14 protein-coding genes are annotated in these 20,617 nt (G+C 68.4%); 5 read left to right on the forward strand and 9 right to left on the reverse strand.

The window, feature by feature from the left end; translation table 11 throughout:
• Positions 1–116: 116 nt before the first annotated feature.
• The 5 genes from E1J61_RS31815 (at position 117) to E1J61_RS31835 (ending at position 4,352) form a co-directional block, all read left to right on the forward strand.
• Positions 117–1,493, forward strand: coding sequence for an L-serine ammonia-lyase (locus tag E1J61_RS31815; protein WP_133097834.1), 1,377 nt, complete (start codon positions 117–119; stop codon positions 1,491–1,493).
• 121 nt (positions 1,494–1,614) lie between these two features.
• Positions 1,615–2,352, forward strand: a complete 738-nt coding sequence (locus tag E1J61_RS31820; protein ID WP_133097835.1) for an MBL fold metallo-hydrolase — start codon at positions 1,615–1,617, stop codon at positions 2,350–2,352.
• A gap of 27 nt (positions 2,353–2,379) precedes the next feature.
• A complete protein-coding gene (locus E1J61_RS31825; protein ID WP_133097836.1) occupies positions 2,380–2,853 on the forward strand; it encodes an OsmC family protein in 474 nt (157 codons plus the stop codon).
• 10 nt (positions 2,854–2,863) lie between these two features.
• Positions 2,864–3,697 (forward strand): alpha/beta hydrolase, encoded by an 834-nt coding sequence (locus E1J61_RS31830; RefSeq protein ID WP_133097837.1) that lies wholly within the window; start codon positions 2,864–2,866, stop codon positions 3,695–3,697.
• A 163-nt stretch (positions 3,698–3,860) separates the two neighbouring features.
• Positions 3,861–4,352, forward strand: coding sequence for a YMGG-like glycine zipper-containing protein (locus tag E1J61_RS31835; protein ID WP_133097838.1), 492 nt, complete (start codon positions 3,861–3,863; stop codon positions 4,350–4,352).
• Positions 4,353–4,386: 34 nt separating this feature from the next.
• Here E1J61_RS31835 and E1J61_RS31840 read toward each other — a convergent pair whose 3' ends face one another.
• The 9 genes from E1J61_RS31840 to E1J61_RS31880 all read right to left on the reverse strand — a co-directional run bounded on the left by E1J61_RS31840 (position 4,387) and on the right by E1J61_RS31880 (position 19,964).
• Complete coding sequence (locus tag E1J61_RS31840; RefSeq protein ID WP_133097839.1) at positions 4,387–5,502, reverse strand: YbdK family carboxylate-amine ligase; 1,116 nt, start codon at positions 5,500–5,502, stop codon at positions 4,387–4,389.
• Positions 5,502–6,725: a cation:proton antiporter gene (locus E1J61_RS31845; protein ID WP_165971590.1), complete on the reverse strand. Its 1,224-nt coding sequence runs from the start codon at positions 6,723–6,725 to the stop codon at positions 5,502–5,504. Before E1J61_RS31845 ends, E1J61_RS31840 begins: the two co-directional genes overlap by 1 nt.
• A gap of 159 nt (positions 6,726–6,884) precedes the next feature.
• Positions 6,885–8,843 carry a tetratricopeptide repeat protein gene (locus tag E1J61_RS31850; RefSeq protein ID WP_133097841.1) on the reverse strand — a complete coding sequence of 653 codons (1,959 nt, stop codon included), beginning with the start codon at positions 8,841–8,843 and terminating at the stop codon, positions 6,885–6,887.
• 163 nt (positions 8,844–9,006) lie between these two features.
• Positions 9,007–10,158, reverse strand: coding sequence for a branched-chain amino acid ABC transporter substrate-binding protein (locus tag E1J61_RS31855; RefSeq protein WP_133097842.1), 1,152 nt, complete (start codon positions 10,156–10,158; stop codon positions 9,007–9,009).
• A gap of 179 nt (positions 10,159–10,337) precedes the next feature.
• On the reverse strand, positions 10,338–14,315 hold the full coding sequence (gene putA, locus E1J61_RS31860) for a trifunctional transcriptional regulator/proline dehydrogenase/L-glutamate gamma-semialdehyde dehydrogenase (protein ID WP_133097843.1): 3,978 nt from the start codon (positions 14,313–14,315) through the stop codon (positions 10,338–10,340).
• A gap of 191 nt (positions 14,316–14,506) precedes the next feature.
• On the reverse strand, positions 14,507–16,804 hold the full coding sequence (locus E1J61_RS31865) for a primosomal protein N' (protein ID WP_133097844.1): 2,298 nt from the start codon (positions 16,802–16,804) through the stop codon (positions 14,507–14,509).
• 524 nt (positions 16,805–17,328) lie between these two features.
• Complete coding sequence (gene hemE, locus E1J61_RS31870; RefSeq protein WP_133097845.1) at positions 17,329–18,423, reverse strand: uroporphyrinogen decarboxylase; 1,095 nt, start codon at positions 18,421–18,423, stop codon at positions 17,329–17,331.
• Between the two features lie 80 nt (positions 18,424–18,503).
• The gene (locus tag E1J61_RS31875) at positions 18,504–19,454 is read right to left on the reverse strand and encodes an alpha/beta hydrolase (protein WP_133097846.1); all 951 of its coding nucleotides are present in this window, start codon (positions 19,452–19,454) and stop codon (positions 18,504–18,506) included.
• A gap of 66 nt (positions 19,455–19,520) precedes the next feature.
• Complete coding sequence (locus tag E1J61_RS31880; RefSeq protein WP_133097847.1) at positions 19,521–19,964, reverse strand: CoA-binding protein; 444 nt, start codon at positions 19,962–19,964, stop codon at positions 19,521–19,523.
• Positions 19,965–20,617: the final 653 nt, after the last annotated feature.

Raw genomic sequence — 20,617 nt, forward strand, 5'->3', positions numbered from 1 at the left:
GCTCGGCCGCCGCACTATTCTCAAGATGGCGGGCCCGCCGGCGGCGGTGTCCGTTGCCGTACTTCGACCGCCTGAAAAGAGCCTCTGCAAGGCCACCCCATTGCTGGAGACATTCCGTGGCAGTCAGCGTCTTCGATCTGTTCAAGGTGGGCATCGGCCCGTCGAGCTCGCATACCGTGGGCCCGATGCGCGCGGCCCTGATGTTCGCGCAGGGGCTGGAGCGCGACGGCCTGCTGCCGCAGGTGGCCAGCGTGCGGGTCGAGCTGTACGGCTCGCTCGGCGCCACCGGCAAGGGGCACGGCACCGACAAGGGCGTGATCCTCGGCCTGATGGGCGAGTCTCCCGACACCATCGATCCCGATTCCATCGACACGCGCCTCGCCGCGTTGCGCAAGTCGCGCGAGCTGTCGCTGCTGGGACGCCATATCGTGCCCTTCGTCGAGAAGGAGCACATCGCGTTCTACCGCCGCGAGGCCCTGGCCGAGCATCCCAATGGCATGAAGTTCCATGCCTTCGACAGCAGCGGCGCGAGCCTGCGCGAAGCGCGCTACCTGTCGGTGGGCGGCGGCTTCGTGGTCACGGCCGGTGCGCCCAACACCCAGGTGCTCAACGCCGCGCAGCAGTTGCCGCACCCGTTTCGCAGCGGCAAGGACATGCTGCAGATGGCGCAGGACAGCGGCAAGAGCATTGCGCGGCTGATGCTGGAGAACGAACTGACGTGGCGCAGCGAGCAAGAGGTCATCGACGGCCTGCTGCATATCTGGGACGTGATGCAGGCCTGCGTCGCGCGCGGCTGCCGCACCGATGGCGAACTGCCGGGGCCGTTCAAGGTCAAGCGGCGCGCGCCCGAGTTGTTCCGCAGCCTGACCGAGCGTGCCGAACGCACGCTGTCGGATCCGCTCTCGGTGATGGACTGGGTCAACCTGTACGCCATCGCCGTCAATGAAGAGAACGCGGCGGGCGGCCGCGTGGTGACCGCGCCGACCAATGGCGCGGCCGGCATCATCCCCGCCGTGCTGCATTACTACGACCGCTTCGTGCCGGGCGCGAACCGGCAGGGTGTAGTCGACTTCCTGCTGACAGCGGGCGCGATCGGGCTGCTGTACAAGCTCAACGCGTCGATCTCCGGGGCCGAGGTCGGCTGCCAGGGCGAGGTCGGCGTGGCCTGCTCGATGGCCGCCGGCGCGCTTGCCGCGGTACTCGGCGGCAGCCCGGCGCAGGTGGAGAACGCGGCCGAGATCGGCATGGAGCACAACCTCGGCCTGACCTGCGACCCGGTCGGCGGGCTGGTGCAGATTCCGTGCATCGAGCGCAATGCGATGGCGTCGGTCAAGGCGGTCAACGCGGCGCGCATGGCGCTGCGCGGCGACGGCACGCACTACGTATCGCTCGATTCGGTGATCAAGACCATGCGCGAGACGGGCGCCGACATGAAGACGAAGTACAAGGAAACCGCGCGCGGCGGGCTGGCGGTGAATATCGTCGAGTGCTAAACGCGCGGCGGTTTTCTCCCCTATCACGCGCGCGGGAGAAGGGAGAAATCCGTCGTACATCGTGCATGGTTTGCGGCGTATCATTGCGGCGTTCCCCGACTGCAGAACAAGAGGGCCCGCCATGCAGACCTTCCACCAGCTCTTTGACGATGCCTCGTCAACCTTCACGTACCTGCTGATCGATGCGGAAACGAAGGAGGCGCTGCTGATCGACCCGGTCGACCACCAGCTCGAACGCGACCTGGCTCTGGTCAAGGATACCGGCGCACACCTGGCCTGGATCATCGAGACTCACGCCCACGCCGACCACATCACCTCGGCCGGCCACCTGGCCATGCAGACCGGCGCGCACACCGCGGCGCCGTCGGGCTGCGATATCAAGCCGGCACAGAAGCAACTGATCGACGGCGACACTGTCGCATTCGGCAAGCAGGTGCTGCGCGCGATCCATACGCCCGGCCATACCGCCGGCAGCATGAGCTACCTGTGGGAAGAGTCCACCTCCGAAGGCATCGTGCGCCGCGTCTTCACGGGCGATGCGCTGCTGATCGACGGCTGCGGCCGCACCGATTTCCAGTCGGGCGATGCCGGCACGCTGTACGACAGCCTGACCCGCAAGCTGTTCGCGCTGCCCGACGACACCCGGGTCTATCCCGCGCACGACTACAAGGGCCAGACCTGCTCGACCATCGGCCATGAGCGCGCGCACAACAGCCGCGTATCCGGCCGCACGCGCGAGGAGTTCATCGAGATGATGCGCAACCTGAACCTGCCGCGGCCCAGGCTGATCGATATCGCGGTGCCGGCGAACCAGCGCCTGGGCCTGCGCGACGGCGAGAGCGTGCCGCACGGCGCCTGAAGCATTCCAACCTTGGGAGTCAACCGCATGTCCGTATATACCGCCGAAGTCCTGTGGCAACGCGACGGGCAGGATTTCACCGGCAACCGCTACAGCCGCAGGCACGTGCTGCGCTTCGACGGCGGCGCCGAAGTCCCGGGCTCGTCGTCGCCCCATGTGGTGCCGTTGCCGATGTCGGACGCCAGCGCGGTCGACCCGGAAGAGATGTTCATCGCCTCGCTGTCGAGCTGCCATATGCTGTGGTTCCTGTCGCTGGCGGCGAAGCAGCGCTTTGTCGTCGACCGCTATGTCGATGCCGCCACCGGCGTGATGGAAAAGAACCGCGAAGGCCAGATGGCGATGACAGTGGTGACCCTGCGCCCCCAGGTCACTTTCTCCGGCGAGCGCGAACCCACCCGCGACGAGCTGGAGCGCCTGCACCATGCCGCGCACGATGCCTGCTTTATCGCCAGTTCGGTCCGGACCGAGGTGCGGTGCGAACCGGTGCTCGCCGGCGCCTAGCGCACGCGCCATGCCGGCCACCGCGCTGCCCGCGGCACGATCCGCGCCGGCGCGGCGCCTGCTGCGCTGGCTGCTGGCGGGCGCGGTCCTGCTGGGAGGCATCCTGATGCTGCAGGATCGTTTTCTCTACTTTCCCGACAGGGCCTCGGTCGACGATATGGTTGCTCCGGGACTGCGCGCATGGCCGGGTCCGGATGATTTCCGCGGCCTGCTGGCCGAGCCGCACGGTCCCGTCCGCGCCACCGCCATCGTCTTCCACGGCAATGCCGGGCACGCCGGCCATCGCGGCTACTACGCCAGCGTGCTGACGCGGCTGGGCATTCGCGTGATCCTGGCCGAATACCCCGGCTATGGCCCGCGCGACGGCGCGCTTGGCGAGCGCAGCTTCGTCGACGATGCCGGGCAGGCGATTGCGCTGGCCCGGCGCCAGTTCGACGGCCCGCTGCTACTGGTCGGCGAATCGCTCGGCGCCGGGGTTGCGGCGGCCGCCGCGGCGCGCCAGCGCGAGCACGTCGATGCCGTGCTGCTGATCACGCCATGGGACAAGCTCGCCCACGTCGCCGCACACCACTACTCATGGCTGCCGACCGGATGGCTGCTGCGCGACCGTTACGATAGCGTGAGCCACCTGGCCGCCTTTGGCCGCCCGGTCATGGTGGTCGTAGCCGAACGCGACAGCATCGTGCCGCCGCGGCTCGGCAAGGCGCTCTATGAAGCGCTGGACGAACCCCGCCGCCTGGCCGTGATCGACCACGCCGGGCACAACGACTGGACCGGGTACGTCGACGAGGCATGGTGGCGCAACGCGCTCGCGTTCCTGCTGTCGCCGCCCGCGTCCCGCTGATGCGCGCGTGCGCTGCCGGGCACCTGCGGTGCACGCATCGGCGCCAGCCGGTCCGGCGCGTTGAAACGATGCATTGACTTCGCCACGCCGGCTGCAATACTGGCCTTCAGACACGGCCGCCACCGCACACGGTGGCGCGGCCGGCAACCGCGGGGGATCGATCATGAAGCGAAGGCAAAACTGCACGCTGTACCGCGGCCTGGGCGTACTGGCGGCCGCCCTGGTGCTGGCCCCGGTCCAGGCACTCGCGCAAGGCAAGCCGGTGGCCTACCCGGCCAAGGGCCAGAGCCAGCAGCAGCAGGCCAGCGACGACGGTGCCTGCTACAGCTGGGCCAAGCAGCAGAGCGGTGTCGATCCCGCCCAGGCCGCCGCGGCACCGCCCCCGGCGCAGCCGCAAAGCGGCCAGCGCGTGCGCGGTGCCGCGGGGGGCGCCGCTGCCGGCGCAGTGGTGGGGGCGATGGCGGGCGATGCCGGCAAAGGCGCGGCGGTCGGCGCTGCAACGGGTACGGTGGCAGGCGGCGTGGCGCACCGGCAATCGCGGCGCCAGGCCAACGCCGCCAACCAGCAGGCGCAGGCCAACACCAGCCAGGCGATGGGTTCGTACTACCAGGCCTGGTCCGCGTGCATGCAAGGGCGCGGCTACAGCGTGAAGTAAGTGCCGGTTCAGCGGTTAGGCGACGGGCGGTGTGTTACGCCGCCCAGCGCTCGCAGGCCTTGCGCACGGTCTCGCGCTGGCTGCGCGCGTCGGCATCGGTCTGGCGCAGCCATTCCGCATCGCCGTCGCGGCGCTCGGCCAGCGCGCGGATATTGGCCAGCGCGTCCAGCGAACCCAATGCCTCTGCATGCGGCACCAGTGCATCGCAGATCGAGAGGATGTGGTCGGCGATCGGCATCCGGGTCAGCTCGTTGGGATGCACATATTCGCCATCCAGCCCGAAGCGGCACGCCTGGAAGCGGTTGAAGGTGTACACCAGGTAGTCGTCTTCCTGCGGCATGAACGGGCGCGACAACAACAGGTAGCGCGCCAGCATCTGGATATACGCGGCGATATCGCAGGCGCGCTGCACCGTCAGCGGCGTGTCCATCACGCGGACCTCGATGGTGCCGAATTCCGGCTTGGGCCGGATATCCCAGTAGAAGTCCTTCATGCTCTCGATCACGCCGGTATTGCGCATCTTCTCGAAATACGCGGTGAAGGCGTCCCACGTCAGCAGGAAGGGCGCGCGCCCGCTCATCGGGAACGCCGCGACCGAATTCAGGCGCGCCGAGGCAAAGCCGGTATCGACACCCTGCACATACGGCGACGACGCCGCCAGCGCAACGAAGTGCGGCACGTAGCGGCCGATGGCGTGCAGCAGGAACAGCGACTCGTCCGCGCTCGGGCAGCCGATATGCACGTGCTGGCCGAATACGGTGAACTGCTTGGCCAGGTAGCCATACAGCTCGGAGATGTACTGGTAGCGCGGCGAGTCCGAGATGGTGCGGTCGGCCCATTGCATGAACGGATGCGTGCCGCCGCCGGAAATGCCCAGGTTGAGCGAGCGCGAGGCGGCCACCATCAGGTTGCGCATGGTGGTCAGCTCGTCCAGCGCCTGCTGGTAGCTGTGGCAGATGCCCGTGCTGATCTCGATCATCGACGGGCTGATTTCCGGCTTAATGTCGCCGGCATGCTCGGCGCCCTTGAGTGCGCGCAGCAGGTCGGGCGCGAACGGCGCCAGGTCATAGTCGTGGCGGTTGACCAGCTGCAGCTCCAGCTCCACGCCGAAGGTCAGTGCCTCGGATTGCTTGAACGATTCGAGCGACATCAGCGCCCTCCTCCATTGGCCCGGGATTCGCCGGCGAAGCGCAGCGCCCACGCTGCCAACACCGGGCCGAGCAGTTGTTCGATCGCCAGCGCGCACAGGATGATAGCGGCCAGCGGCTGTCCGGTGCCGGGGTAGATGCGCGCGACGTCGCTCATCAGCAGGTAGGCCAGCCCCGACATCGGCGCCAGCGCCAGCCCCAGTGCCATGCACTGGCGCATGCTCAGGCCCGAGAACGATCCCAGCGACATCACGCCGGCAAACTTGGCGAGGTGGCGCAGCAGCACCAGCACGATGGCATAGACGCCGCCCACGGCCCAGTCATGCGCGGTCAGCGGCAGGCCCAGCGACACCACCATCACGATGATCAGCAGGCTGCCGGCACTGCCGAAGTGCGGCGGCCAGACGTGCGGCTGGCTGTCCTGGTGCTTGAACACCACGCCGGCCAGCAGCAGCGTCAGCGGCATCGACAATTTTAGTACCCGGGTCAGCGCCAGCGTGAACAGCACCAGGCCCACCAGCACCAGGAAGCTGTAGTGATCATCGGCCGACATGCGCTCATAGATCACGTGGCCGACCTTGCCCACCACCCATGCCAGCAGGCACGAGCCCACCAGCAGGTAGAGCGGGTGCAGCAGGGCGGCGCCCAGGTTGCCGTATTCGGAATGCAGCCAGCCGGTGGCCACCTGCACGATCACGGCAGCGTAGATGCTGTTCAGCGCCGCCATTGCCATCAGCCGCTCGGTGACCTGGCCCTCGGCACGCAGTTCGTTCTTGAGCTGCAGCACGATGGTGGGCGAGGTGCTGACGGCAATGCCGCCGGCCAGGATCGCCACGCCGGGCGAGGCGCCGATCCATTGCAGCACCGCCGCGACCAGGCCCCAGGTCAGCACGCTTTCGAAGGCGCTGGTCAGCAGCAGCCAGCGGTTGGCGCGCAGCCAGGTCAGCGACAGCCGGTGCCCGAGTTCGAACAGGGCCAGCGCCAGCGCCATATCGATCAGGATACGGGTCTGGTTGATCATGTTCTCGTCGACGATGCCGCGCCCGAGCATGCCGGCGAACAGCCCGGCGACGGCATAGCCCACGATGCGCGGGCAGCGCAGCCAGCGGCGGCTGACTTCCCCCGCCAGGCCCGCGCCTACCAGCGCGAGCCCGACCCAGAACAAGCCGCCTGGGGCGAGGGGAAGAGTTGGGAATAGTTGGCTCAGTCCGTTCATGGTCGACATGGTAATGTAAGCACATCACAATCCATGTCAGTGATTGTCCGACACCGTACCAAACGCCTTACGAACTTCGGTCAAGTTCGCGCAAAAAACGCCATCTTCTGGATGGCGTTTTTTACATTTTGTGCGGAACTCAGCGCGTCCGCACACCCGTGCGACGCATCAGACGCCCCAGACCTTCCAGCGCGGGCGAGTTGACTTCAGCGCCGTCTCGACCTGCGTGTACAAAGTGCGCGTGGCGCCCTGCGCGGCGCCGCGTGCCCGGGCCTTTTCAAAGTAAGCCAGCGCCGTCTCGCGCTGCTGCAGCCCGAGTGCCGACTCGACCACGCGCAGGCATACCTCGGCATCCCAGTCGTCGCGCACGGCAAAGGCGGCGGCGAAGTCCGCCATGGCCGCTTCATGGCGCCGCGAGGCGTTGTGGACCAGGCCGCGCTGGAGGCGCGGCCCGGCCTGGTCCTCGGGATCGCCCTCGGTCAGCGCGACCGCCTGCTCGAACATCGGCAGCGCGCGCTCCGGTTCGCCCAGCTCGCGCCACAGCAGGCCGAAGCGGTTGTACAGCCAGGCATCCTCGACCAGCAGCGCGCGGCGCTGCTGGCCCTCGATCTCGGCCAGCGCGTCGGCTCGGTCATGCTCGTCCATGCGCGCCATCTGTGCCTGCAGAAGCGCGGCGAAGTGAGCGCGCGCATGCGCCATCGGGTGCGCGGCCTCGCTGCGGGCCTCTACCGGCAGCGCATCCAGGCGCGCGTCCATGTGCGCCATCGCGGCGCGCGCCGCCTCGGCCGGCTCGGCGCCGCCCATGGACTTCCAGGCCGCGATCAGGCGGCTGAAGGCCCAGGTGACATCGGCCGGGTTGCGCTCGAGCGGATAGCGATTGAGCACTTCGCCGGCCAGCTCGACCACCTTGCCGTGCTGGCCCGCGCCGGCATGGCAGTCGAGCAGGTCGATCCAGTGGTCGATGAACTCGCTGGCGGCCATGCCCTGGCGATGCAGCGCGATGCGCTCTTCCAGGTGCGCGGCATCGGCAGGCAGGCTGCGCGCCAGCAGCCGGCACAACAATGAATACACGTGCGGATCGGCATTGCCGCCGTGCCCGGCGGCATCGCCCTGGCCGGTGGCGAAATAGTGGTCGTAGCACCTCACGCCATGGCGGCACGCGGCCACCAGCGCGGGGCGCAGCGCCGCCTCGGCGGCGGGGACTTCATCGATGAACTCGCCCAGCGCCATGGCGGCGCGGTAGTAGGCGGCGCCGTCGTCGGACTTGTCGGTGATGGCGAAGCGCTGCCAGGGCTCGCGTTCGGCATCCTGCGCGCCGGCCTTGGCCAGTTGATGGCGCCAGGCCAGTTCGCGTACCTGGGCCTGCGGGTCGGCCACCTGGCGCAGGTAGACGGCCAGGTCGTCGAGCGCGCCCTGCGTGTCGCCCACGCCCCAGCGCAGCGGCGCGCGCAGCCGGCGCGCCTCGGGGTGGTCGGGATGTTCGGCCAGCACGCGGGCGGCCTGGTCGGCGGCGAGCGCGTCGCCGGCATCGGCGTCGAGCTGCAGCAGGTGCGGGTTGTCCAGCGCCACGCGCCCCAGGCAGACGCGCATCAGCGGCTCCACCGGCACGCCGGCGCCCTCGGCGCGGGCAATGTAGTCCTGCACCAGCGGCGCGATGTCTTCCGCGCCCAGGTCGGGATTGCGGAACATCAGGTCGTGCCAGTAGCGCGCCGCGGCAGCCATGTCGTTCATGCGCAGCGCGGCCAGGCCGGCGTGGAAATGCGCCGGCCATTCGCCCGACAGCAATCCGCTGCGCTGCGCGGCCTCATGCAGCCACGGGCGCGCCTCGGCGTCGCGGCCCAGGCTCATCAGCATGGCGCCGTAGCGGTGCGCGATCACGCCGCGCGAGGCCCAGCGGTGCGGCGGCTGCAGCGGCAGGCTGTCCAGCCGCGCGAGTGCCTCGTCCAGCACGGCAAGCGCCGCGGCGGCATCGCCGTTGTCGAAGTGCAGCCGCGCGCGCAGCGTGACGAAATCGACCACCTCGGGCCGGGCCTGCGCAAGCTGGTCGGCGATCTGCAGGGCGTCGGCAAAGCGGCCCTGGTTGGCAAGCTCGATGGCGTGGTCGTAGCTGACTTCCGGCACGGACACGTACTGCTCCTTCTGCATTTTTGGTAAGCGAGTGCGGGATTATGCGCCATGAGGGCGATCCGCATCCGGACAACCATCGGCACGGCGGCCGCTTTCTTTAAGCCATTGCACATAAACAAAACGCCACCCGAGGGTGGCGTCCTGCCTGGCGGGCACTGATTGCTTACTTGCCGCCGACCGTTTCCAGCACGGTCCACTTGCCGCCCACCACCTTGTAGACGGTGATGCCGCCGTCCTTCAGGTCGCCGCGGCCGTCATAGGCCAGCGTCTTGGTGGTCACGCCCTGCATGCTGGTCGCGGCCAGCACCGGCAGGTAGCGCGCCGGATCGGCCGAACCAGCCTTGACCATCGCGGTCATCATCGCGGTGGCGCCGTCATACGAGTACGGCGAGTAGGTCTGCACCTTGGAGCCGAAGCGCTTCTCGTACTTCTTCTCGTAGGCGGCGCCGCCCGGCATCTGGTCCAGCGGCAGGCCGGCCAGCGACACCACGGTGCCTTCGGCGGCAGGACCGGCCAGCTTCAGGAAGTTGTCGGTCTTGGACATCTCGCCCGACACCAGCGGGGCCTTGATGCCCAGTTCCTTGACCTGCTTGGCCATCGGCGCGGACTGGGTCTCGGCGCCGCCGTAGAAGATGATGTCCGGGTTGCTGCGCTTGATGTTGGTCAGCACGGCCTTGAAGTCCACCGCCTTGTCGTTGGTGAACTCGCGGCGCACGATCTTGCCGCCGGCGGCCTTGGCGGCCTTCTCGAACTCGTCGGCCAGGCCCTGGCCGTAGGCGGTGCGGTCATCGACGATGGCGATGTTCTTCGCACCCAGCTTCTTCACCACGTAGGCGCCGATCACCGAACCCTGCTGGGTGTCGGAAGTCATCATGCGGAAGGTGGTCTTGAATCCCTGCTTGGTGTATTCCGGCGCGGTCGCCATGGCGATCTGCGGAATGCCGGCGCGGTTGTAGACCATCGACGCCGGAATGGTGGTGCCCGAGTTGAAATGGCCGAGCATGCCCTGGATGCCGCCATCGACCAGCTTCTGCGCGACCACCGAGCCGGTCTTGGGGTCGGCCTGGTCGTCTTCGGAGACCAGCACGAACTTGACTTCCTTGCCGCCGATCTTGGGCTTGGTGGCGTTCATGTCCTCGATCGCGAGGACGATGCCGTTCTGCATGTCCTTGCCATACTGGGCCTGGCCGCCGGTCATCGGGCCGGCGTAGCCCAGCTTGATTTCCTGCGCCTGCGCGAAGGCGGCGGAGGCGCCGGTCAGGCCGGCCAGGGTCAGGGCAACGGTCAGTGCCGTCTTGTGGAATGTCGAGCTCATCAGATCTCCTTGGGTCCCAATTGGTGCCACTCTGTGCCGCGTGGTGCCGGTATGGCGCCCTGGGCGGCGTATTTTTCTAGGCGCGGCCTGGCAGTGCCGCGCCCTCCTTGGTATGCGCGCCGGGGCAGGATCGCCGCCACCGGTGCGCGCTTCGACAAGACGCGTCGTCCGAGAATGCCTCAGCCGATCGTCATCAAACTTGCATTGCCGCCCGCGGCAGCGGTGTTGACCGACAGCGAGCGCTCGATCAGCAGGCGATCGAGCGCGACGGTCGGCTCGCCCTGCGCCAGCCCCTGCACGCCGATGATCGGCCCCGGGCGCGCCGCCACCTGCTCGCACACCGTGCGCAGCTGGTCGGAGTCGCCGTGGTGCAGCACCGCATCGATGGCGATGTCCGCGGCAGTCCAGTCAGCCACCATGCGGACGCGCGATTGTACGCCCTTAGGCAGGCGCGCAAACAGCCCCCGCGCAACGGGGGTTTCCGGCCATACGGCGCGCGCGCCGACGGTCAGCACGGCGCCCAGCTGCAGCGCCAGGTCGGCCTCCTGCGCGGCCAGGCACAGCACGTGTTCGCGCGGCAGCAGCGTGTAGGTGTTGCGCTCGCCGGTGGGGCCGGCCAGGGTCACTGCCAGGCCCGACGGCGATGCCTCGGCAAATCGCGCGCAGGCGTCGGCGACCGCGGGCAGCTCGGTGCCGGCCCAGTTGCGGAAGGCTTCGGCGGCGCGCACGGCTTCATCGTCCGGGCCGACCGCCTCGGCGTGGTTGGTCACGTCGGCCGCGCGTACGCTGCGTGCCACCGCGTCCTGCGGACACACGGACAGCAGCCGGTGCAGGTACAGCGGGCCGCCCGCCTTGGGACCGGTGCCCGACAGCGCCTCGCCGCCGAACGGCTGCACGCCGACCACGGCACCGACGATATTGCGGTTCACGTACAGGTTGCCCACATGGGCGCGGCTGACGATAAACGAGATGGTCTCGTCGATGCGGGTATGGATGCCCAGCGTCAGGCCGTAGTTGGTGCCGTTGATCTGGCTGACCATGGTGTCGAGCGCCGCGCGCGGGAAGCGCACCACGTGCAGCACCGGGCCGAACACCTCGCGCTTCAGTTCCTCGATGCTGTCCAGCTCGATCAGCGTCGGCGGCACGAAGGTGCCGTTGCGGCAGCTGGCGCCCTGCGCGGCATTGGGATCGGCCTGGTGGACGCGGCGGCCCTTCGCACGCATGGCGTCGATATGGCGCACGATGTTGGCGCGCGCCTCTTCGTCGATCACCGGGCCGACGTCGGTCGACAGGCGATCCGGGTTGGCCATGGTCAGTTCCTGCATCGCGCCCTTGAGCATTTCCAGCACGCGGTCGGCCACGTCCTCCTGCAGGCACAGCACGCGCAGCGCCGAGCAGCGCTGGCCGGCCGAGTCGAAGGCCGAGTTGACCACGTCTCCGACCACCTGCTCGGCCAGCGCCGAGGAGTCGACGATCATCGCGTTCTGGCCGCCGGTCTCGGCGATCAGCGGGATCGGGCGGCCGGCGGCGTCGAGACGGCCGGCGACATTGCGTTGCAGGATGCGCGCGACCTCGGTCGAGCCGGTGAACATCACGCCCTTGACGCGGGCATCGCCCACCAGCGCGGCGCCGACGGTCTCGCCGCGGCCCGGCAGCAGCTGCACCGCGCCGGCCGGCACGCCGGCTTCGCGCAGCAGCTTCACCGCGGCGGCGGCGATCAGCGGGGTCTGCTCGGCGGGCTTGGCCAGCACCGGGTTGCCTGCGGCCAGCGCCGCGGCGACCTGGCCGGTGAAGATCGCCAGCGGAAAGTTCCACGGGCTGATGCACACCACCGGGCCCAGCGGGCGGTGAGTCTCGTTGTCGAAGCCGCGGCGGATCTCGGCGGCGTAGTAGCGCAGGAAGTCCACCGCCTCGCGCACTTCGGCGATGGCGTTGGAGAAGGTCTTGCCGGCCTCGCGCATGATGATGCCCATCAGCGACTGCATCTGCGCTTCCATCAGGTCGGCGGCGCGCTCCAGCGCGGCGGCGCGCACGTCCGGCGGCGTCGCCTGCCAGATCGGCGCGGCATTGACGGCTGCCTGCAGCGCGGCGTCGACGTCGGCCTGGCTGGCTTCGGTGACCTGGCCGACCACGTCGCGGTGGTCGGCGGGGTTCAGCACGGGCGTGGTGATGGCGTCGGCCGCGCGCGGCACCTCCGCGCCCAGCATCGGCTCGGCAACCTGGCGCTCACTGGTGCCGGCCAGCAGCGCCGACGACAGCGACGCCAGCCGGTGTTCATTGGCCAGGTCGATGCCGGCCGAGTTGGGACGGCTCTTGCCGTACAGCGTGCGCGGCGACGGGATGCGCGGATGCGGCAGGCCCAGCGTGCCTTCGTCACGGTGCATGGCCTCGACCACGGCAACCGGATCGGCCACCAGCTCGTCCAGCGAGATGGTGTCGTCGGCGATGCGGTTTACGAACGAGGTGTTGGCGCCGTTCTCCAGCAGGCGGCGCACCAGGTAGGCCAGCAGCGTCTCATGCGTGCCGACCGGCGCGTAGATCCGGCATGGGCGGTTGAACTTGCCGTCGGCGGTCGGGCCGACCACCTGGTCGTACAGCGGCTCGCCCATGCCGTGCAGGCACTGGAACTCGTACTGGCCGGGGTAGTAGCTGTGGCCGGCGATCTGGTAGATGGCCGACAGCGTGTGCGCGTTGTGCGTCGCGAACTGTGGATAGATCGCGTCCGGCACCGACAGCAGCTTGCGCGCGCAGGCGACATACGACACATCGGTGTAGACCTTGCGCGTGTAGACCGGGTAGCCCTCCAGTCCTTCCACCTGGCCGCGCTTGATCTCGCTGTCCCAGTAGGCGCCCTTGACCAGGCGGATCATCAGGCGGTGGCGGCTGCGGCGGGCCAGGTCGATCAGGTAGTCGATCACGAACGGGCAGCGCTTCTGGTAGCCCTGCACCACGAAGCCGATGCCGTTCCAGCCGGCCAGCTCGGGCTCGAAGCACAGGCGTTCGAGCAGGTCGAGCGAGATCTCCAGCCGGTCGGCTTCCTCGGCATCGATATTGATGCCGATGTCGTACTGGCGGGCCAGCAGCGTCAGCGACTTCAGGCGCTCGTACAGCTCGCCGATCACGCGCTCGTGCTGGGCGCGGCTGTAGCGCGGATGCAGCGCCGACAGCTTGATCGAAATGCCCGGGCCTTCATAGATGCCACGACCGCGCGAAGCCTGGCCGATGGCATGGATGGCCTGCTCGTACGAAGCCAGGTAGCGTGCGGCATCGTCCTCGGTCATGGCCGCTTCCCCGAGCATGTCGTAGGAGTAGCGGAAGCCCTGCGCCTCGTACTTGCGCGCGTTGGCGAGCGCCTCGGAAATGGTCTCGCCGGTGACGAACTGCTCGCCCATCAGGCGCATCGCCATGTCCACGCCCTTGCGGATCAGCGGCTCGCCGCCCTTGCCGATGATGCGCGTGAGCGCCTTGGTCAGGCCCGATTCGGTATGCGTGGCGACCAGCTTGCCGGTCAGCAGCAGGCCCCAGGTGGCGGCGTTGACGAACAGCGACGGGCTCTGGCCCAGGTGCGACTGCCAGTTGGCGCCGCTGATCTTGTCGCGGATCAGCGCATCGCGAGTGGCCTTGTCGGGAATGCGCAGCAGCGCCTCGGCCAGGCACATCAGCGCCACGCCCTCCTGCGACGACAGCGAGAATTCCTGGATCAGGCCCTGCACCAAGCCTTCGCGGCCAGTTCCAACCTTCTGTTCGCGCAGCGCGGTGGCCAGCTTCTTGGCCATCTTGATGGCTGCCTCGGCCTGCTGCTGCGGCAGGCGTGCCTGCTCCAGCAGCACCGGCACGCAGTCGGTCTCGGGACGACGGTAGGCTGAGGTGATGGCGGCACGCAGCACCGACTGGGGCTGGATGCTCTGCGCGAATTCCAGGAACGGCTGCGGCGCGCCGTCGGCGGCGACCAGGTCGGGGGCGTCGGAACCATCGGAGTCGGCCGAGCCGGCGGCGCTGGTCTCGTGCGGCAGGTGCCCGCGCTCGACCTGCTCCAGGTAAGTGAAGATGGCCTGCTTGATCAGCCAGTGCGGCGTGCGGTCGATGGATTGGGCGACACGCTTGAGGCGATCGCGCGAGGCGTCGTCGAGCTTGACGCCGAGAGTGGTGGTGGCCATGCGGGCAGTTCTCCGAAAACTGGGGCGCCGCCGGTACCGCCGCGCCGATGCCGCAGGCATGGACGCACGACCGGCCGCAGCCTGTGAGCTGGCGCGATCTTACTCCCGAAAAACCTCAAGGTGCAACCTTGTGCAACCCTAGCGTTAACCCTGAAAAATGGGTTGCACCTGCGCAGCCCGCCGCTGTCGCTTCATATCCGGAGCGGGTCGATTTCCAGCTGCCAGCGCACCCCCTTCACCTCCGTTCCTACCTCTGCGAAAGTCTGTACCCACTCAGCCATGAACCGTTGCAGTGCCGGCCTTGAGGTCGCCTCGACCAGCATCTGGGCGCGCTCGCGGTTGGCGATGCGCACCATCGACATGGGCACCGGGTCGTGCAGTTGCACCTCGGCCGCCATCCGGCACGAATCGGCGTGCCGCCGCGCTGCCTGCAGGAACTGCAGCGCCCGCTCCAGCTCGCCGTGCTCCGCGGTGACCAGCACCTGGAAGCAGAACGGGGGCAACCCGGCCTGGCGCCGCTCTCGCAACTGGCTGGCCGCGAATCCATCATAGTCATGGCGCGTCAGCGCCTGCAATGCCGGGGTATCCGGGTAGCGGGTCTGGATCAGCACCTCGCCCGGCAGCCCGGCGCGTCCGGCGCGCCCCGCCACCTGCATCAGCGACGCGAACAGGTGCTCGGCGGCGCGGAAATCGTGGCTGAACATGGCGGCGTCCGGGTGCACGATGCCGACCAGCGTCACGCGCTGGAAGTCATGGCCCTTCGCGACCATCTGGGTGCCCACCAGGATGTCGACTTCGCCGGCGTGGACTTCATCGAACATCGCCTGCGCGCTGCCCTTGCGCCGGGTCGAGTCGGCGTCGATGCGGGCGATGCGCGCCTGCGGGAAGCGTGCCGCCAGCGCTTCCTCGATGCGCTGGGTGCCGCGGCCGAGCGGCGCGATATCGACATTGCCGCAATCCGGGCAGTGGTGCGGCACCGGGGCCTCCAGCCCGCAGTGGTGGCAGCGCAGGCGCCGCTCGGGCCGGTGCAGCACCAGGTACGCCGAGCAGCGCGGGCAGCCGGACAACCAGCCGCAGCTGTCGCAGGCAATCACCGGCGCGTAGCCGCGGCGATTCAGGAACAGCAGGCTCTGCTCGCCGCGCGCCAGGCGGGCGTCGATCGCTTCCAGCAGCGGCACCGACAGGCCTTCGAACAGCGCGCGCTGGCGCTGCCGCTCATGGTTCAGGTCGACCAGCCGCACGGTTGGCAACGCGGCATCCGCCTGGGCGCGCTCGCGCAGCACCAGCTTGCGGTAAGTGCCCTGCCCCGCCCGCCACCAGGTTTCCATCGACGGCGTGGCCGAACCCAGCACGACGGCGATGCCGCGCTGCTTGGCCCGCCACACCGCCAGGTCGCGGGCCGAGTAGCGCAGCCCTTCCTGCTGCTTGTAGGACGTATCGTGCTCCTCATCGACCACGATCAGTGCCAGTGCCGGCAGCGACGCCATCACGGCCATGCGCGTGCCCAGCACGATCCGGGCCTCGCCGCGATGCGCGGCCAGCCACTGCAGGCTGCGCTCCTGGTCGGCCAGGCCGCTGTGCAGCACCGCCAGCGGCAGGTGCGGGAAACGCGCGGCGATGCGCGTCTGCAACTGCGGTGTCAGGTTGATCTCTGGAACCAGCATCAGCACCTGGGAGTGCGGGTCGCGCTCCAGCACGGCCTGCATGGCGTGCAGGTAGACCTCGGTCTTGCCGCTGCCGGTAACGCCGTGCAGCAGGAACGGGGAGAAACCCTGCGCTTCGGCGATCGCCTGCACCGCGGCGCGCTGCTCGTCATGCAAGGCAGGGGCCGCGGACGGCGCCTGCATCGGCGCAGTCGGCAGCAGCAGCCGCGCGGTGCGATCGGCTTCGACCCAGCCGGCGGCCTGCCATTCGGCCAGCCGGGCCGGTGCCGCCGCGCACAGCGCGCGCGCATCGGCCAGCGCCATTGGCGTGCCGACGGCCGCGCGTTCGGCGAGCGCCTGCGCCAGCGCCCGCACGCTGCGCGCGCGCGGCGGCACGGCGGCCAGCAAGTTATCCACATGCCCGGGCAGCAGGCGATATTCGTCGGTGCGGGCACGCTGTGCCAGGCCCGGCCAACTGTCGGCTTCACGCAACGCCGGCGGCAGCGCAGGGAGCATGACCTCGCCCAGGCGGCGCTGGTAATATCGCGCCGCAAACGCGGCCAGCGCGATCCAGTCGGTCGGCAACGGCGGCATCCAGTCCAGGCGCTGCGCCACCGGGCGCAGCCGGTCGGGCGGCACATCGGAGGTGGCAGCGCGCTCCACGGCTACGCCAACCAGGCTGCGACGGCCAAATGGCACCACGACGAGGTCGCCGGTCGCGACCTCGGGCGTCGCCAGGTAGTCGAAGCAATCGTCGGCGGGTGTATCCAGCGCTACACGGACGATCGGCAGGGCGATGGCCGGGTCGCCCCGCAATATGGCGTTGGCGCCGCTATCGTCCGCCATCGGACCCGACCTGGTGCACGCCAGTCGCACGATCGCTGTGCTTTGGGCGGCAGCACGGCGGCCGCAGGCGTTTTTGTGTGCGGCGCAACATCAACTTAAAGTAAAACTTCAAATGTGGCCCTAAGTCGATGATAGATGACTGGTTTTCCACTAATTCCATCGCCCCTGTGGATAACTTTGTTGAAAAGTCGCTCGGGAGCGCCCGGAAGGCCCGGAAATCAAGGGATCCACTGGCATCGGCCCACGCTTTGCAAATCTTCCAAAGCCTTAAAAATCAAGACCTTGCAAACATCCCCCGGATAGGTTAAGGCATTACCCTCTCTTGCACTGCGGCAAACCTATCGGTGTGCATAAGTCAAGCCCCGAGAATCAACTCCGAGCACCTTTTTGGCGAATGCTGGCGAAAAAGTTAACTTGACAGGCGTAACGGCGCGGCTCCCGCATCACCGGGTACGCGCCGGCGCGTTTCGCTGCAGCGCGGGGCGCCGCGAGCCCAACGGCCGCGGCGCATATCACGCGGGTCACTACTGCGCGTCGCGCAGCTTGCGGCTGTAGGCATGCACTTCGTCGACCAGCACGGTGACATGCTCGGGCGGCGTGAACTGCGAGATGCCGTGGCCGAGGTTGAACACGTGGCCATCGCTGCCGCCGCCCGCGGCGTAGCTGTCCAGCACGCCACGCACCTGCTCGCGGATCGCCGCTTCGGGCGCGAACAGCACGGTGGGGTCGATATTGCCCTGCAGGGCCACGCGCCCGCCGGTACGGCGGCGCGCCTCGGTCAGGTTGACGGTCCAGTCCAGCCCGATCGCGTCGGCACCGGTATCGGCCAGCGCTTCCAGCCACAGTCCGCCGCCCTTGGTAAAGACGATCGCCGGCACCTGCTCGCCGGCGTGCTCGCGCTTCAGTCCGGCAAGCACGCGGCGCATATAGGCCAGCGAGAACGCCTGGTACATGCCGTCGGCGAGCGCGCCGCCCCAGGTGTCGAAGATCATCACTGCCTGCGCGCCCGCCTCGATCTGGGCGTTCAGGTATGCAGAGACGGCCTGCGCGTTGATTTCGAGGATGCGGTGCATCAGGTCCGGGCGGCCATACATCATTGCCTTGACCGTGCGGAAGTCGTCCGAGCTGCCGCCTTCGACCATGTAGCACGCCAGCGTCCACGGGCTGCCCGAGAAGCCGATCAGCGGCACACGCTGGCGGCCGTCCTGCACCAGCGCGCGGCGGATCTCGCTGACCGCGTCGAACACGTATTGCAACGAGGACATGTCGGGTACGGCCAGCTTCTGCACGTCGGCTTCGGAGCGCAGCGGATGCGCGAAGCGCGGGCCTTCGCCCTGGGCGAACGAGAGGCCGAGGCCCATGGCATCGGGCACGGTCAGGATGTCGGAGAACAGGATGGCCGCGTCCAGCGGATAGCGGTCCAACGGCTGCAGGGTCACCTCGGTGGCGTAGCCCGGGTTCTTGGCCAGCCCGAGGAAGCTGCCGGCGCGCGCGCGCGTGGCGTTGTACTCGGGCAGGTAGCGGCCTGCCTGGCGCATCAGCCACAGCGGCGTGTATTCGGTGGGCTGGCGGCGCAGCGCGCGCAGGAAGGTATCGTTCTGCAGTGCGGTCATGGTCATCCTCGTAAGACCGCCATTCTAAGGGATGGGCGAAGCGTGCCGGCGCTTCAGGGTATGGGCCCGATGCGCTGCGGCCACGCTCAGGCGTCGTCGAGCAGGTCGCGGAAGGCATCGGCGGCACGCCGCATCCATTCGCGCGCACGCTGGGCTTCCGGCTGCAGCCGCGCGAAGCCATGGACCATGCCACTGGCCTCGATGGTGATCACCGCGGCGTCGTGGCGCACCAGGAAGTCGGCGTAGGCCAGACCATCGTCGCGCAACACGTCGTGGGCCGCGACCACGATCACCGTCGCGGGCGGCCGAACCGGCGCTGAGGCCATCAGGTGCACGCGCGGGTCGGCATGCGCCACTCCTTCCGCAAGAGCCCCGGCGCCGATGAACTGGGTCCAGAACCATGCCATTTCGTCGCGCGTCAGGCCGGGACCGTCGGCAAAGGCCCGATAGCTTTCCGTGGCCAGTACCGGCGCCGCGACGGGGTAGATCAGCAGTTGGGCGTCGACCCGCACCGCGTTGCCGCCGTTAAGCTGCTGTGCGGCCTGCGCCGCCAGATGGCCACCCGCGCTGTCGCCGGCCAGCGCCAGGAAGGCTGGTGCCAGGCCCAGCGCCTCGCGCTGGCCCGCCAGCCACGCCACCGCTTCCATGGCGTCTTCGCAAGGCGCGGGGAATGGATGCTCGGGCGCCAGCCGGTAGTCGACGCTGACCACCGCGCAACCGGTATCCGCGGCGAGCAATGCCGCCACGGTATGGTGGGTCTGGAGCGAGCCGATGACCCAGCCGCCCCCATGGAAGTACACGATCAGCCGCGGCCGGGCCTCGCTTTGCGGCTGGAACAGGCGCGCGTCAAGGGTGCGGCCCGCCAGCGGGATCTGCAGGTCCCGCACGGCGATGCCCTCGGGGTCCGGCAGCTGCGAAGCCGCGGCGATCTCGGCAAAGCGGGTACGGCGCGCGGCGGCGTCGGCAGCCACGGGCGCGCCGGCATAGCGCTCGGCCAGGCGGCGATAGTAGGCGGTCAGTTCGGGATCGATGGCCATGGTTGCGAGGGCTTGTAAAAACGAAAACGGGCCAGTGCCGGCGCGGCTGAGCGCGCCTTGGGCAACCTAGCGCGGCGCCGCCAGTGCGCGCGTCAGCTCGATCTTGCTGCAGCAGTCCTGGACCGCCAGCAGTCCCGCGGCGGCGGCGCGGCGCACGGCTTCATCGTTGACGATGCCAAGCTGCAGCCAGACCCCGCGCGCGCCGATGGCGATGGCGTCATCGACCACCGCGGGCGTATCCTCGGCACGGCGGAAGATGTCGACCCACTCGATGCGTGCGCCGCTGGCGGCCATCGCCTCGGCCGCCTGCTGCAGACTGGCGTGACAGGTTTCGCCAAGGATGCGCTCGCCAGCGTGGCGTGGATTCACCGGCACGATACGGAAGCCGTGACCCTGCAGGAATTCCGCCACCTCATTGCTGGGGCGCTCCGGCCGGTCCGACAGGCCGACCACGGCCACGGTCTTCATCGCCAGCATGGCATGTATCGCTGGCTGCATCTCTGGGTGCATTGCGGCTCCGGCTGTGAAACTGTGAATAACTGCGGGATAAATCTTGGGATAACGGCTGAACAACTGCAGGATAACCGGGGATAACTGTCCGGCTTCCGTCGGCCCGAGGCGGGCCAGCGCTGGGGACGTATCAAATCGTAACCGCGAATCGCCACATGGACATGGTGCGAGAGCGAACACGAAAAACAAGCCGGGAATGATACGCTATCGGCACGTTACAACGGCAAACTTGCTCGTAACTTGCACAAAAGTGGCGCGCACGGCGGGCATTGGTGCCAGTGGCTTTCAACTTCTTGCAAAACGATACATTTTGTTACTGCCATGCCGGGGAGTTTCCCCCACAATGCATTGACACACCCGCTGTCCGGGGTGCGGCGCCCCAGCAAAGATTGCTGTGCAGACCTAAAGGGGCGTGGTGAAGAAAGCCTTTTTGTAGCGTTTCTTGCAGCAACCCGATTTTCCGATCCAGCAAAATTGCCGCTGGACCGGAACACCAGGAAGACCGTTTTAGCGCGTGGCCTTTGCAGCCTGTTGCGGATACCAGGTATCCGATGCGCCTTGATTGTCACCTGGACCGAACCCGTTCCTTCGAATTGACCCCTCGAAGGGATTTTCCCGTCCGCGCGGAGCCTCCCCGGCCCGCGCGCTTTTTT

Source organism: Cupriavidus sp. L7L (genome assembly GCF_004353535.1).
Classification (GTDB): Bacteria; Pseudomonadota; Gammaproteobacteria; order Burkholderiales; family Burkholderiaceae; genus Cupriavidus; species Cupriavidus oxalaticus_A.

Excerpts from the sequence above, each read along its gene's own strand:
- E1J61_RS31820 (WP_133097835.1), top strand. The coding sequence starts at position 1,615 with ATGCAGACCTTCCACCAGCTCTTTGACGATGCCTCGTCAACCTTCACG.
- E1J61_RS31845 (WP_165971590.1), bottom strand. The coding sequence starts at position 6,725 with ATGTCGACCATGAACGGACTGAGCCAACTATTCCCAACTCTTCCCCTC.
- E1J61_RS31825 (WP_133097836.1), top strand. The coding sequence starts at position 2,380 with ATGTCCGTATATACCGCCGAAGTCCTGTGGCAACGCGACGGGCAGGAT.
- hemE (WP_133097845.1), bottom strand. The coding sequence starts at position 18,423 with ATGACCATGACCGCACTGCAGAACGATACCTTCCTGCGCGCGCTGCGC.
- E1J61_RS31865 (WP_133097844.1), bottom strand. The coding sequence starts at position 16,804 with ATGGCGGACGATAGCGGCGCCAACGCCATATTGCGGGGCGACCCGGCC.
- E1J61_RS31880 (WP_133097847.1), bottom strand. The coding sequence starts at position 19,964 with ATGCACCCAGAGATGCAGCCAGCGATACATGCCATGCTGGCGATGAAG.
- E1J61_RS31875 (WP_133097846.1), bottom strand. The coding sequence starts at position 19,454 with ATGGCCATCGATCCCGAACTGACCGCCTACTATCGCCGCCTGGCCGAG.
- putA (WP_133097843.1), bottom strand. The coding sequence starts at position 14,315 with ATGGCCACCACCACTCTCGGCGTCAAGCTCGACGACGCCTCGCGCGAT.
- E1J61_RS31840 (WP_133097839.1), bottom strand. The coding sequence starts at position 5,502 with ATGTCGCTCGAATCGTTCAAGCAATCCGAGGCACTGACCTTCGGCGTG.
- E1J61_RS31830 (WP_133097837.1), top strand. The coding sequence starts at position 2,864 with ATGCCGGCCACCGCGCTGCCCGCGGCACGATCCGCGCCGGCGCGGCGC.
- E1J61_RS31835 (WP_133097838.1), top strand. The coding sequence starts at position 3,861 with ATGAAGCGAAGGCAAAACTGCACGCTGTACCGCGGCCTGGGCGTACTG.
- E1J61_RS31855 (WP_133097842.1), bottom strand. The coding sequence starts at position 10,158 with ATGAGCTCGACATTCCACAAGACGGCACTGACCGTTGCCCTGACCCTG.